Source organism: Sphingobacterium sp. 2149 (assembly GCF_031455655.1).
Lineage (GTDB): Bacteria > Bacteroidota > Bacteroidia > Sphingobacteriales > Sphingobacteriaceae > Sphingobacterium.
On sequence record NZ_JAVDTD010000017.1, the window covers coordinates 22858 to 36058 of the forward strand.

Genomic DNA, 13201 nt, shown 5'->3' on the forward strand with positions numbered 1-13201 from the left:
CATTAGGCATTACATATGGATATCCTTCAACCGTAACGATGCTAGTTCCAACTGCTTTGGAATAGCTGTAATGATGTTCTGTGGGATATGTGATAAGTGTTGAGCTAGCTCATCATAGTAAGCAATTCCAGCTTGTAACTGCGCTTTAAACTTGGCTACGTACTTTATCTTTTTATCATTAATGATGTTTTGATTGTCTGTTACATATTTTTGAATATGATCAATATAAAGGTTGAGCTCGTTGATCAGGACAAATGGCCGATTGTTATTTTCAAAGACTGAGATACGGCCATAGATATGGTCTATCATTTCCCGTAAAGTATATTGTTTTTTAAACCAGACGAGATTTGGACCCGGGCAAATGGCTACGGCAGTCTGTTCTTTAGCCTTCTGGATATTGTACTTGAGATAGGCAGGCGCTGCGAGCCCTTCACAAAGGCAGGTTTTTTCGGTAATGGCCTCAAAAGCTTTTTCGTATTCAACAGCAGGCAGGTTCTGTTGTTTTAGTTCCTGTATCTTTTGATGTTGATATACGCGTGATGCGGTACAGATGGGCTTGTCACTGAACTCTGTGTTCGAAATAAGATACTCTTTTTTGCAGGGGCTACCAGGACGACCTTTTTTAATTCGTTCCACTCGTAAGTGCTCAGCGCCACTTTTTCTGAAGTTGTTGAAAGGAATCCCTAATGGAGATGCTCCACTGCAGTAAAAGTCTTCTTTTTCGGCAAGTTCCAATGCTTTCAACGTTTCTTGATCTACCGTGGTTGCTTCGGGTACCATTAGAAATGGAGATCCCCAGCCCACAGCATCAAATCCATAATAATCTAATAAAAACTGATGTTCTGAAGCGGTACCCACCCCGCCTTGAACCGTATATTTGATAACGGGAGGTATGGTTAGAAAGCGCTTTTGAGCAGTCCAATAATCTTGGTATATCTCGAAAAGTTCGGCTTTTAAACTTTCTTTCTTTTCTTTAAATTCTTGAAGGATTGGACCTAGAAGAAAGCCATCCGTTGCGAAAGCATGTCCACCACAGTTCAAACCGGATTCTATTCTGAATTCAGATACCCAAACCCCTCGTTTGGCGAGATATTTTGCCTGAATGAGTGCCGATCGGAAATCACTTACTTTTAATGTGACCTTTTTGTCGAACATACTTTCATTATCGGGGAAGAAAGCTGGCAATTCAGCAAGGTAAGCATATAAGTGTGGATTCATTCCGGCAGAAAGGATAAGCGAAGAATGAAGATTGGAATTTGCAAAGCCACGTAAGGCTGCTAGTGCATCAGAAAAGCGCTCGTCCAATACCTTGCCATCTTTATAATTTATCTTGTCAACTTTGGACATGATATTAACATCAATGTCACCCGGTTTTAGATAAGTGATCAATAAGTCTTGGAGTTCGGTCTTAATGGCCAGATTCGTTTCAATCTCCATAGCGTGATACAGTGGCTTGGATGGATGTGAATCTGGTAGAAGCTGAAAGTATTTTGCCAATTCGGAGCCTTCTGTAAAGGGTTGATGTTTTAAGGCTGTAATTTGTTTATTGACCACAAATTGTACCAGATTGAGGTATGCGGTGATTCTATTTGCCCGATAGTCTTCTTCAGATGTGAGGATCGGTTGATAGGGGATTTGATATTCTCCACAGTAATAGCAGCGCATGCGCTCGATTAGTTCATCGTCAACGATAGACATCACGGAGGAGATCCCGTACTGTGCAACCTTAATTGCGGAATCGATGGAGAAAGCTAAGCCTAATACGGGGATATGAAAAGTATGCGTCATTCTTAAATATTTCTTTTACGAAATAATGGAGAATAACGCTAAAAAAAAGTAATGATTGTTTTATAGGGAGATGATTGTAATCACTATTCAAATACAATTGTTTTGTAGTCGTTGCGCATGACACGATCCTCGCTAAGCAGGCGAATTGCCCGGCTTAAAACGGCTTTTTCTATTTCCTTTCCGGCAGTAACCATATCTTTTACAGTGTAGGTGTGGTTGACATGCCGTATGTCCTGAACAATGATTGGGCCTTCATCAAGTTGGTCGGTCACGAAATGGGCTGTGGCTCCAATAATCTTAACACCTCTTGCATGTGCCTGTTTATAGGGGTTGGCGCCGATAAATGCCGGTAGGAAGGAATGGTGGATATTAACCAATTTATTCTCAAAGGTGCCAACAAACTCTGGTGATAAGATCCGCATGAATTTAGCTAAAATAATATAATCGAAATTATATTGCTTGATTTTTGCTATCAGTTGTTTTTCGAACGTTTCCTTTGTCAGGTTTTCATGTGAGATACAGTGAAAAGGAATGTCGAACTTTTCTGTAAAAGAGCGTAGCGATTCATAATTGCCAATGACAGCCTGCACTTCGGCTCCCCAAGTTTCGAAATGCTGTCGTACGAGTATGTCTGCAAGGCAGTGATGCTCTTTGGTCACCAAGACGACAATCTTTTTTCGGGTATTGGGGTTGATCTGTATTTGAGCAGAGTGAGGAAGGACCTCAGCCAAGGAGTCGGAAAGTTGTTTTTGCTCAATTACTAGACCGTTACAGACCACACGCACGAAGAATTTATTGGCTTCTTCATCTACATATTCGCGCATGGTGACAATATTGAGCTGATATTTTGCAAGCGTGTTTGAGATGTTAGCGACTAGTCCAACGGCATCTTGACATTGGATCAGAATTAAGGTTTGGTTGTGCATGAAATTTGGTTGTAGGTTATTGAAAAAAAGCGGGCTATCTTAACCCGCTTTTTTTGTTAGTTCTTCTTCAAGGTCAACTTCAACACGTAGATTTTCGACGATATGTTTTTGTCTATCTGGCGTGTTTTTACCCATGTAATATTCTAATAACTGTTGAATTTTATTGTCTTTGGACAAGATAACAGGATCAAGGCGGATATCTTTTCCGATAAATAAACCAAACTCGGAAGGTGATATTTCACCCAGACCTTTGAATCGGGTGATTTCGGGTTTAGCGCCTAATTTTGCGATTGCTTTTTGCCGTTCTTCGTCTGAATAACAATAAATTGTTTCCTTTTTATTGCGGACACGGAAAAGTGGGGTCTGCAAAATGGAAACGTGCCCTGCTTTAACAAGGTCTGGGAAGAATTGTAAGAAAAACGTTAATAATAGCAAACGGATGTGCATTCCGTCCACGTCGGCATCGGTGGCGATAACGATATTGTTGTAACGTAATCCATCTAGACCATCTTCAATATTGAGTGCATGTTGCAAAAGATTGAATTCTTCGTTTTCATAAACAATCTTTTTGGACATTCCATAAGAGTTAAGCGGTTTTCCTTTTAGGCTAAATACGGCTTGAGTCTGTACGTCGCGTGATTTGGTGATCGAACCAGAAGCAGAATCCCCCTCGGTAATAAACAGTGTTGTTTCTTGGTTACGTTCATTTTTGTCGCTAAAATGCACTTTACAGTCGCGTAGTTTACGGTTATGAAGAGAGGCTTTTTTTGCCCTTTCGTTGGCCAGTTTTTTAATACCCGCGATGTCTTTACGCTCACGTTCGGATTGCAGTATTCGTTTCTGAAGGGCATCTGCCGTGGCTGGATTTTTATGCAGGTAATCATCCAATGCCTTTTTTACAAAGTCATTAATGAAGCCTCTTACAGTAGGGCCTTCAGGACCGACACTTTGTGAGCCCAATTTTGTTTTAGTTTGAGATTCGAAAACAGGCTCTTGTACTTTGATGGCTATTGCTCCGATGATTGACGACCGAATATCCGATGCATCAAATTCTTTTTTGTAGAATTCGCGGATTGTTTTGACGAGTGCTTCACGAAATGCTGCCTGATGTGTTCCTCCTTGGGTTGTATGTTGTCCGTTTACGAAGGAATAATATTCCTCTCCATATTGTTGCCCATGCGTCATGGCAATTTCAATGTCTTCACCACGTAGGTGAATAATTGGATAGCGCATGGATTCGGCATCAATATTACGTTCCAATAAGTCTTTTAGACCATGCTCGGAAATAAATTTCTGATTATTGAAATTAATGGTAAGACCAGAATTCAGGAACACATAATTCCAGATCATGTTTTCAACAAATTCAAGTCTGTATTTATAATTCCGAAAAATGGAGTCGTCCGGATAGAACGTTACCGCTGTGCCATTTCGTTGCGTTGTTTCTTTTTGTTCATCATGGACTAACTCTCCCTTAGAGAATTGAGCGATGCGGGTAATATTTTGTCGATAGGACTGTACGGTGAACTGACTAGACAAAGCGTTCACTGCTTTTGTACCGACCCCATTTAAACCGACGGACTTTTGGAAAGCCTTACTATCATATTTACCACCTGTATTGATTTTAGAAACAACATCAACTACAGAACCAATTGGAATACCACGTCCATAATCGCGTACGGAAACTTTATTCTCGTTTACCGTGATATCAATTGTTTTACCAGCTCCCATAACAAACTCATCGATGGAGTTGTCAACGACCTCTTTCAATAAAACATAAATACCATCATCATAGGCCGAACCGTCCCCCAACTTTCCAATGTACATTCCCGGACGAAGGCGAATATGCTCTTTCCAATCCAGGGACCTAATGCTGTCTTCGTTATATGTACTCATAAATTTATGTAGAACTTAGCTAACAAAAGTAAAAAAAATAAACTACGATAAGTAGTTTAAAAGGCTAAATTTTTTAGATATCCGCAGTTTATGTCCAGATGGTGAAAATTGCTGGTTTGCCGGGAAATGTTTACATTTAGTGTAAGTAATTTTAAAGCGAATTTAAAGCGAATAATTTATGGGATTATTTGATAAAATCAGGAATGAGTTTGTCGATATTATCGAATGGGTCGATAATAGTACAGATACAATTGTGTGGAAATTTCCAAGGTATCAGAATGAAATAAAAATGGGCGCACAATTGACCGTAAGGGAAGGACAAGCTGCTGTATTTTTAAACGAAGGTGTGGTGGCTGATGTCTTTCAGCCTGGTCGTTACGAATTGACGACTCAAAACATGCCGATCATGACAACCATTAGGGGCTGGAAGTATGGATTCAATAGTCCTTTCAAAGCGGATGTTTATTTTGTGAATCTTCGTCAATTTGTTAATCAGAAATGGGGTACCAAAAATCCAATCATGTTGCGGGATCCTGAATTTGGCCCCATTCGACTCCGAGCTTTTGGTAATTTCTCCTTTCAAGTGAAAGATGTTACTGTTTTTATGAAACAGCTCGTTTCAACGACGCCGGTATTTACGGTTGAAGATATCACAGAGCAGCTTCGAAACATTGCGGTATCGAGAGGGATGGATGCTATTGCGGAGTCCAAAATTCCTGCTTTGGATCTTGCATCCAACTACGATGAAGTGTCGGCCTTGATACAGCAGAAAATTGCATCCGATTTTGATGAGTTGGGGTTAAGTTTAACGAAGTTTTTAATTGAGAATATTTCTTTCCCAGAGGAAGTTGAAAAGGCACTTGATAAGCGAAGTAGCATGGGAGTTGTTGGTAATCTTGGGGCATATGCTCAATTTCAAGCTGCTAATTCGATGGAGAAAGCTGCAGAGAATCCAGCTAGTGGAGGTATCGTCGGCGCGGGTTTTGGCGCTGGATTAGGGGCAGGAATGGTTGGTCAGATGGGAAATATCTTTCAACAAAATAGTTTTGATGGAAACAATCCAACTGGAGTAGGGGGCGCAGGTGCTTCTTCTACACCCGCGGGTCCACCGCCGCTACCTAACAGCGTAGCTTATTATCTCGCGATTAAAGGAAAACAGGAAGGACCATTTGATCATGAGCAATTGAGTAGCCTTGTCATGGATGGCACGCTGAATACAGCTACCCTAGTGTGGAGAGAAGGACTTGAGAACTGGATTGAAGCTGATAAGGTGAGCGATTTGAAAGGACTTTTTTCACAGATTCCGCCTCCAATACCAGGAGTTTAGGAAAGAAACGCATGACTGTATTGTATGAGTTTTGAAGAAAAAACCTCCGAGATAGAACAAGGGCTGAAATGTCAGGGTTGTGGTGCAATTTTGACTTATCAGCCCGGTACTTCCTATTTAGGATGTTCCTATTGTGGAACCAGAAATGAAATAGCTGATCAGTTGCCAGAAAATGGGCGTATTGAATCAACGGATTATAAGGTCTTTGGAGCCGCGATGGAAGAACTCGAAGACGACCGATATAGTTATTTAGCTGAGGTTGTGCATTGCGGAAACTGTGGTGCAAATTCAAGGTTAAATGCGCACATCACAGCGGATTTATGTGCTTTTTGTGCTTCACCATTGATCATTGACCATCAGCAAAAACGTATTGTAAAACCGCATGGTGTTGTTCCTTTCGGTGTTGACTATAAAAGTGCCTTTGGGCTATTGACGCAATGGGCTGGGAAGGTATGGTTTGCACCGAATGACTTTAAGCGGATTTTTAATGCTAGGAATGACCGTCTAAAGGGGGTATATATTCCTTTTTGGTCTTATGATGCAGATGTGAATTCTGATTACGTTGGATCCCGAGGTGAGTATTATTATGTGACAAGGACGCGGCGTAATTCGGATGGCGAAACAGAAGAATACGAAGAAAGACGAACCAATTGGTATCCAACTTCGGGTACTGTTTATAGCCAATTCAAGGATATTGTTATTTCTGGATCAACCTCCCTTCCGGAAAAGTTTTCCGAAAAGATCGGGCCGTGGAATTTAGGCTATCTAAGACCTTTCAATGAGCATTATTTGAGTGGTTTTATCGCGGAAACTTTCAGTGTAGATCACGTGAAAGCAGCAACAACTGCCCGAGCGATTATGGACCGGGAGATCGAGCGACAGGTTGAGAACGACATCGGTGGCGATACGCAGGATATCGATTCCATTGACAGTGATTTTAAATCCATTAAATTGAAATATATTCTTTTGCCCATTTGGTTATCTGCTTATCAATACAAGGGAAAGAGTTATCAGATCATGGTTAATGCATTTAATGGTAAAGTTTACGGGCAACGGCCTTATAGCTTTTGGAAAATAGCTTTTTTGGTATTAGCGATCCTTATTGTTCTGTATTTATTAAGCTTTATGGGATAACAAATAGGTTAGTAAAAGAAAGCGCTGTCCTCAAACGAAGAGAACAGCGCTTTTTTGTATGCTAAAAGGTGCCTATTTGTTCAACGATAGTAGGAATCCAATGGTAAAGTTGGCATCCCAGTCAAAAACAAAGGTATCGCAGTTGGTCGCATCTTTAATTGCTTTATAAATGTTAACACCGCTTTTTGTTTTTATTTTATCTGCGTTGTAAGAAGCTGGGTCGTTCAGAACGGTAAAACGTTCTTCACCTTGGCGCGTTTGTGAGGCAAGTTCAAAAGGAACGCCACCTATAATAAAACAAACTTCTCTTTTATTTTCAGGAATCTTTTCACCTAATTTTTTTACTTCTGCATAGACAGCATCATCTTTGAGATCTTTCTCATAGTACTTTGCTCCAGGTGCTTCGACAGATTTTGTATCGCCATCGATCCATGAAATTTTTGTGTTACCAGACCCGATGTCAACAACAAATGCATTGTCTTCATATGCTTTTGGAAGGACCGATTTTAATGCAAGCTTTCCTTCTTGCTCTGCTGTAACCAAGTTGACCACAAAGCCCATTTTTCTAAGTTCACTACTAATGATAGTTGTTTTGGGTTCCTTTTGCGCTCCAGAGCTAATGACGAAATGTATGTTTTTCGATTTAACACCTTTATCCAGCATCATGCCGATATAGTCTTTTAATCCTTTGCGAATATCCTCGGTATTTGCCAATCCTTCATAAGCAAAAGACTTTCCAAAATCTTTGGAAACGATTTCCCAACGATTCTCTTTATCCATATTCACGACGAAGGAATTGAAACCAGAGGCGCCCACTTCAACCACTCCTTTGTATTCACCGTCAACAGGCTTTTCAGGTTGATAGTTGAATGAACGAGTGTCTTTCGAGCCCGATGAGTGGTTTGAATCCGCATTTTTGTGACTGGTTGAGTCTGTTTGTACAGTAGGGTTAGCATCAAATTTGCCCGATTGCATTGCCCAGTAACCGATTGCCAGAATAGGTAAAGCAATAATAATTGCTTTTATAGGCCATCTTAATCTTGCCCATGTTGATTTTTCTTCCATAATGTTGAAGTAATATAATTTTATAGTTAATCAAGTAGTGTAAATCCTTTATCCACTTTCTCTTCGGGCTTGAGCTCGTAGCTGGCGTCTGTCATCTGCGTTACATTCAATACCTTCAGATTACGTTCGTCTACTTTGCGGATGAATTCTTCCAGTTCACCCTGCGTTGGCGCTCCGCCGACAGTGATGTTGTTGTTTTGATCCAAGAAATCCAAATTGGACCGAATAGATGCAATATTTTGACTAATGGCACCTGTTGCGGCATTCATCGCTTCCTGAAAAGCCCAGCCATCTTTTATATTGAATACATCTGCAAGACCGTCGGTGGCATTTTTCATTTTTTGGGTCGCTTCTAGCTTCTTGGAAATAATAGAAATGCTGCTATCTAAGGTGCTAACATAAATTCGGGCGGCACTTTCATTGTCTTTGAGTACTTCTAACACTTTAGCAAACTGATTGGCATATTGGACGTAGCTGCGCGCATTTTGCTCTTCTGATTCTCCTTCTTTTCCTAATAGAAAGGCTTTAGTACGGGTTTCTTTAGCATCTCTGGCATAAGCATTTGCTTTTTCTGCGTTATTTTTACTCGCTTCTTCTTTTGATTTTTCGTCGAGATTAGCTGCCTCTGCTGTAAAACGTTTGGCATACGTATATTTTTCTTCCGCAGTTTTCTGTGCTGTTTCGCCACTTTGAATCATATCAATGCGGACTCCATCGACATTGCTAATTTTTTCCTTTACTCGTTTCAGCGTGTCTTTTGCATCTCTTGATAGCAATTGTAGGGTCTCTATTGGGTTATTTCTAATGATTGATTTTTCTCCTTTAAAGAGTAAAACAGTGCCAAGCCGATGCAGTAGTGCGATGATTTTGGGGGCTAACAACAATAAGGTAATCAGGATAATACTAAATATGACAAAAAGTATGCTTTTTCCAGCATACTCCAACATAATCGGTAAATATTTGAAAAATGCAAATGCGCCACCGAGTAAAATTGCCCAAAAGAAAACCTTTGACGCAGTTTTTTTTGCTTCTGGGGATTGTAGCTGTGCAGGCAGATGATCGCCCAATACTTGAAATATCGGAAGTTGCGTCTTTATCTCAGCGGGAATGTTAACATATTGATCTTTTCTTTCCATTGATTTATTTTTATGTTATTGATTGATTAATCATACGCAATGTCGTATTGATTTCGGTAACGACCTCATCAACGGCTGCACTGCCGATGTTTATTTTTTGTTCAATGTCTTTAATTTTGGGTTCGTACTTTTCATTAATTTGCCCCAAAGCGAGCTGTTTTTTCTGTAAATCATCTTGCAATTTTGCAATATTTTCCGTTATTGTTTTGATTTCAGCATTCAGATTTGCAATCTCCAAGGTTCGGTCCTGTTCAGTTTTTTTCTTTTCAGCCTGTTTCTGTTCCGATTCTTTGGCAATGGTTTCTTTGAGTTTATTAGCATAATTTGTGCCAGTTGCTATCAATTTTTCTTTGGACAACGAACTGTCTACAAATTTAAGCGAGGTATAAGCTGCTTTGAGGGTGTTTTCCTCCACTTTACCCATTGCTGCTGCAGCATTCCATACCTCAAAAAAGTCTACCCCTTGTTCATTTAGTTTTTCCAGGATAGCATAGACCTTTAATTTCATTTCTTTAAGGTCGGTAGTTCCATCGTTGGCCGTTATGGGTATTGGGGGAGGTGTTTTTCCAGTTGTTGGCGGAGCTGGAGAATAGGATGGTTCCTTATAAGGGGTGTTTGGAATAGCATTTGGTGCAGGCGCCGATGGCGTTTGTGGGTGCTGGTTTTGTTGAGGTTGATCATCTTCAAAAATTAATTTCTTCAGACTGTTTAATATACCAGATCCTCTTTTAGTGTCGTCGTTGCTCATCATGTCATAGTTGATTATATCTTTACTAAAATAATAAAAATTACTATTCTCTACTGGATTGACCGATAGAAAATCTATAATGGATGGGAAGAGTTATAGGCTGACATGAAAAGATGAAATTCTATTTTAGGGACTGAAAGAGCTCTACGGGCATTGTAGGCGGCTAAAAAAAGAGCGATAGCCCATCAATAATTGGTTATCGCTCTTTTGTTCATGGCGGTTATTGAATATTATCTGCCAAAATCATCCTGTACGCGAACGATATCGTCTTCGTCAGAAGGGTTGTTGGCATCTGTATGTTGCCAAATTTCTGCTAAAATACCGAAGCCGTCCAATCCAATTAAACGGTGACGTTGTCCTTGGCGCAATCGGATTGTTTCCCCTTCTTTCAATGTAGATACAACAGATTCTTCATCTGTGTCAGAAACCATAACCCCTACGTTACCTTGGATAACCCGCCAGATTTCAGCCCGGCGGTGGTGATATTGCCAAGATAGTCTTTTATCCGGTGCAACAATTAGAATTTTAGGACTTAATTTTCCGGATATTCTTAATTCTTGTACATCCATTCCGCCGAAATATTCATCGGCAAATTCCTGCGCCTGCGATTCGTCAATGACGAAAAATCCGCCCCAAGGACGCGCTGCATCTGATTTATCGATACGAAAACCTTTGGAAGTCAGCATTTCCTGTACATTTTCAAACAATGCAATTTTATCTATAGCCATATTACAATTCTAAAAATTTGTTATTCGTTAATTTAGCAGCTAAATATAAAAAAAATCTATTAATAATTTAAGTTAACCGTTTTAGCAATATTTACATGCCGACTATAGTCGTTTCTTTGGTCGTGCTCAATCGCCATGTGCCAGGTAAAGTTAAAAATGAAATTGCTAATTTTGTGATCAATCTAATTTCAGGATATGTCAAACTTTCAAGTCGATCGGGAAAATACTGCATTTATGCAGGCTGTTGCTTTCGTTAACCAAACGAATCAAAACGTATTTATTACAGGGAAGGCAGGTACCGGAAAGACGACGTTTTTGAAGTATATAAAGGAGCATAGTTACAAGAAGATGGCGATTACGGCACCTACTGGCGTTGCAGCGATGAACGCAGGCGGAACGACTTTGCACTCTTTATTTTGGCTTCCTTTTGGAACTTTTATAGAAGATTATGAGTTGCGGTGGGATGAGCAGGATAGTCATATTTACAATAAATCACGTCTTTTTAGCACGATTAAACTGACGAAGCAACGCCGGGCGATTTTGCAGGAACTTGAACTGTTAGTGATTGATGAGGTCTCGATGGTTCGCGCAGATACCTTGGATGCGATTAATGTTATCCTCCAATCTGTTCGTCGCGATATGCGGCCTTTTGGCGGATTGCAGGTGTTGTTTATCGGAGACTTGTACCAGTTGCCGCCTGTCGTGAAAGATGCAGAGTGGAATGTATTAAAAGATCATTACTCTTCTGTTTTCTTCTTCAATGCCAAGATATTGAGAGATAATCCTTTGGTGATGTTAGAACTTAATAAGATCTATCGTCAGCAAGATGAGGGCTTCATTTCCATTTTGAATGCCATACGAAACAATCAATGTACAAGTGATATGCTCAAGACCCTAAATGGTTACTATCAGCAGGACTTTGTTCCAAATGAAGCAGAGCAATACATTACATTGACCTCTCATAATCGAAATGCCGATGAAATAAACGGTGCTAAATTGGCATCATTATCTGGTAAAATGTTAAACCTTAAAGCGGTAGTAAAGGATGATTTTGCACAGGGCTCCTATCCTGCAGAGGAAACATTGTCATTGAAAATAGGAGCACAGGTCATGTTTATTCGCAACGATTCGGGAGATGAACGTAAGTATTATAATGGTAAGATAGGTACGGTAAAGGACATAGACACTGTGCAAGGAACTGTAACGGTTACCTTTCCTGATGGGTCGGAGTCTGTAAGCGTTAAAAGGGAAACTTGGGAGAATATCCGTTATAATTATGATAAGGGGCAGGATCAGATCAAGGAGGAAATTTTAGGTACATTTTCACAATTTCCACTTCGGCTCGCCTGGGCGATCACTATCCATAAAAGTCAGGGCTTAACATTTGAAAAAGCAATCATTGATGCGGGTACTTCTTTTGCAGCAGGTCAGGTTTATGTTGCATTGAGCCGTTTAACGAGTTTAGATGGACTTGTATTAAAGTCTATCATTCCTTCTTATGCCATTCGTACCGATTATCAGGTCGTTGAGTTTGCACAGCGCGCGCAGGCGCAGCCTGATATCAATTCGATTCTGGAGCAGTGTCAACGGAATTACCTTGGTCAGATTTTAATGCACGGTTTTCGGTGGGATGGCTTATTGGCGGAGACGTCTGATTTATTGAAGTCGCTCGAAGAACGTAACATTGATGGTAAGGAACAAGCGGTATTGTTTTTTCAGCAACTGGTCAAGCACCTGCAGATGCAAGAGAAAGTTGCCCATAAGTTTATCGTTGTTTTATATGATTTATTACGTGATAAAAATGCAATTGATTACGATGTTATCTGTGAGCGTTCTACCGCGGCAGTCAATTGGTTTTTGCCAAAAATGGATACCGATCTGATTGATGCGTTGAACAAACATATTGAAGAATATCAGATACGAAAACGTACCAAGAAATATATTGACGAGCTCAAAGCGCTATTGCTTGATTACAAGCGAAAACGCGAACAGTTGCAGCATTGTCTGCTTATTGCTGCTACACTATCCAAGCGGGAAGATTTTCAAACGGCCATGTTGGATGTATCTGCCAGTGTGAAGACCAAAGAGAAAGATGATTTGGCTGCACAAACTGCAGATGAAGAAGGGCCTAGAAAATTAGATACCAAAGAGATTTCTCTAGAAATGTTTAAGGATGGAATGAGCATTGCTGATATAGCAGGTAAGCGCGGGATGGTTGCAGGCACGATTTACGGACATTTGATTACCTTTGTAGGTACAGAAGTGGAGGCTACAGACTTGATCGAGCAAGAGAAGTTGGATCGTATACTAGATGTGATCCGGACAAACCCGGATAAATCGTCTTCTGAACTTAAAATGCTTTTGGGGACAGATATAGACTACCCAGATATTAAAATTGGACAAAAAGTTTTGGGATTGTAGGCAATAAGGATTTATGATGTATATTTGTAACAAAT

At 40.2% G+C, this 13201-nt stretch carries 10 protein-coding genes; 3 read left to right on the top strand and 7 right to left on the bottom strand.

Going from position 1 to position 13201, the window contains the following annotated elements:
* Positions 1 to 9: 9 nt before the first annotated feature.
* From J2X77_RS21305 to J2X77_RS21315, 3 genes are all read right to left on the bottom strand, one after another.
* The gene (locus J2X77_RS21305) at positions 10 to 1788 is read right to left on the bottom strand and encodes a hypothetical protein (RefSeq protein ID WP_209581345.1); all 1779 of its coding nucleotides are present in this window, start codon (positions 1786 to 1788) and stop codon (positions 10 to 12) included.
* Between the two features lie 83 nt (positions 1789 to 1871).
* Complete coding sequence (gene purU, locus J2X77_RS21310) at positions 1872 to 2714, bottom strand: formyltetrahydrofolate deformylase (RefSeq protein ID WP_209581347.1); 843 nt, start codon at positions 2712 to 2714, stop codon at positions 1872 to 1874.
* A gap of 39 nt (positions 2715 to 2753) precedes the next feature.
* The gene (locus J2X77_RS21315) at positions 2754 to 4607 is read right to left on the bottom strand and encodes a DNA topoisomerase IV subunit B (protein ID WP_209581351.1); all 1854 of its coding nucleotides are present in this window, start codon (positions 4605 to 4607) and stop codon (positions 2754 to 2756) included.
* A gap of 178 nt (positions 4608 to 4785) precedes the next feature.
* On the opposite strand from J2X77_RS21315, the gene J2X77_RS21320 reads away from it, so the two are divergent.
* Positions 4786 to 5934, top strand: a complete 1149-nt coding sequence (locus J2X77_RS21320; RefSeq protein ID WP_310082387.1) for an SPFH domain-containing protein — start codon at positions 4786 to 4788, stop codon at positions 5932 to 5934.
* A gap of 24 nt (positions 5935 to 5958) precedes the next feature.
* Positions 5959 to 7068, top strand: a complete 1110-nt coding sequence (locus tag J2X77_RS21325; RefSeq protein ID WP_209581358.1) for a zinc finger domain-containing protein — start codon at positions 5959 to 5961, stop codon at positions 7066 to 7068.
* A gap of 72 nt (positions 7069 to 7140) precedes the next feature.
* Here J2X77_RS21325 and J2X77_RS21330 read toward each other — a convergent pair whose 3' ends face one another.
* The 4 genes from J2X77_RS21330 to J2X77_RS21345 all read right to left on the bottom strand — a co-directional run bounded on the left by J2X77_RS21330 (position 7141) and on the right by J2X77_RS21345 (position 10745).
* Entirely contained in the window at positions 7141 to 8133 is a 993-nt protein-coding gene (locus J2X77_RS21330; RefSeq protein ID WP_293888797.1) for a hypothetical protein, read from the bottom strand.
* Positions 8134 to 8159: 26 nt separating this feature from the next.
* The gene (locus J2X77_RS21335) at positions 8160 to 9269 is read right to left on the bottom strand and encodes a hypothetical protein (RefSeq protein WP_209581360.1); all 1110 of its coding nucleotides are present in this window, start codon (positions 9267 to 9269) and stop codon (positions 8160 to 8162) included.
* 10 nt (positions 9270 to 9279) lie between these two features.
* Positions 9280 to 10020: a hypothetical protein gene (locus J2X77_RS21340; RefSeq protein WP_209581362.1), complete on the bottom strand. Its 741-nt coding sequence runs from the start codon at positions 10018 to 10020 to the stop codon at positions 9280 to 9282.
* Positions 10021 to 10247: 227 nt separating this feature from the next.
* Positions 10248 to 10745: a phosphoheptose isomerase gene (locus tag J2X77_RS21345; protein ID WP_209581364.1), complete on the bottom strand. Its 498-nt coding sequence runs from the start codon at positions 10743 to 10745 to the stop codon at positions 10248 to 10250.
* A 195-nt stretch (positions 10746 to 10940) separates the two neighbouring features.
* Here J2X77_RS21345 and J2X77_RS21350 point away from each other — a divergent pair, with 195 nt between their 5' ends.
* Positions 10941 to 13166, top strand: a complete 2226-nt coding sequence (locus J2X77_RS21350; RefSeq protein ID WP_209581366.1) for a helix-turn-helix domain-containing protein — start codon at positions 10941 to 10943, stop codon at positions 13164 to 13166.
* Positions 13167 to 13201 lie beyond the last annotated feature (35 nt).

What these genes read in the sequence shown, in the direction of transcription:
- J2X77_RS21305 (WP_209581345.1), bottom strand. Translation starts at nt 1,788, where the DNA reads ATGACGCATACTTTTCATATCCCCGTATTAGGCTTAGCTTTCTCCATC.
- purU (WP_209581347.1), bottom strand. Translation starts at nt 2,714, where the DNA reads ATGCACAACCAAACCTTAATTCTGATCCAATGTCAAGATGCCGTTGGA.
- J2X77_RS21315 (WP_209581351.1), bottom strand. Translation starts at nt 4,607, where the DNA reads ATGAGTACATATAACGAAGACAGCATTAGGTCCCTGGATTGGAAAGAG.
- J2X77_RS21320 (WP_310082387.1), top strand. Translation starts at nt 4,786, where the DNA reads ATGGGATTATTTGATAAAATCAGGAATGAGTTTGTCGATATTATCGAA.
- J2X77_RS21325 (WP_209581358.1), top strand. Translation starts at nt 5,959, where the DNA reads ATGAGTTTTGAAGAAAAAACCTCCGAGATAGAACAAGGGCTGAAATGT.
- J2X77_RS21330 (WP_293888797.1), bottom strand. Translation starts at nt 8,133, where the DNA reads ATGGAAGAAAAATCAACATGGGCAAGATTAAGATGGCCTATAAAAGCA.
- J2X77_RS21335 (WP_209581360.1), bottom strand. Translation starts at nt 9,269, where the DNA reads ATGGAAAGAAAAGATCAATATGTTAACATTCCCGCTGAGATAAAGACG.
- J2X77_RS21340 (WP_209581362.1), bottom strand. Translation starts at nt 10,020, where the DNA reads ATGATGAGCAACGACGACACTAAAAGAGGATCTGGTATATTAAACAGT.
- J2X77_RS21345 (WP_209581364.1), bottom strand. Translation starts at nt 10,745, where the DNA reads ATGGCTATAGATAAAATTGCATTGTTTGAAAATGTACAGGAAATGCTG.
- J2X77_RS21350 (WP_209581366.1), top strand. Translation starts at nt 10,941, where the DNA reads ATGTCAAACTTTCAAGTCGATCGGGAAAATACTGCATTTATGCAGGCT.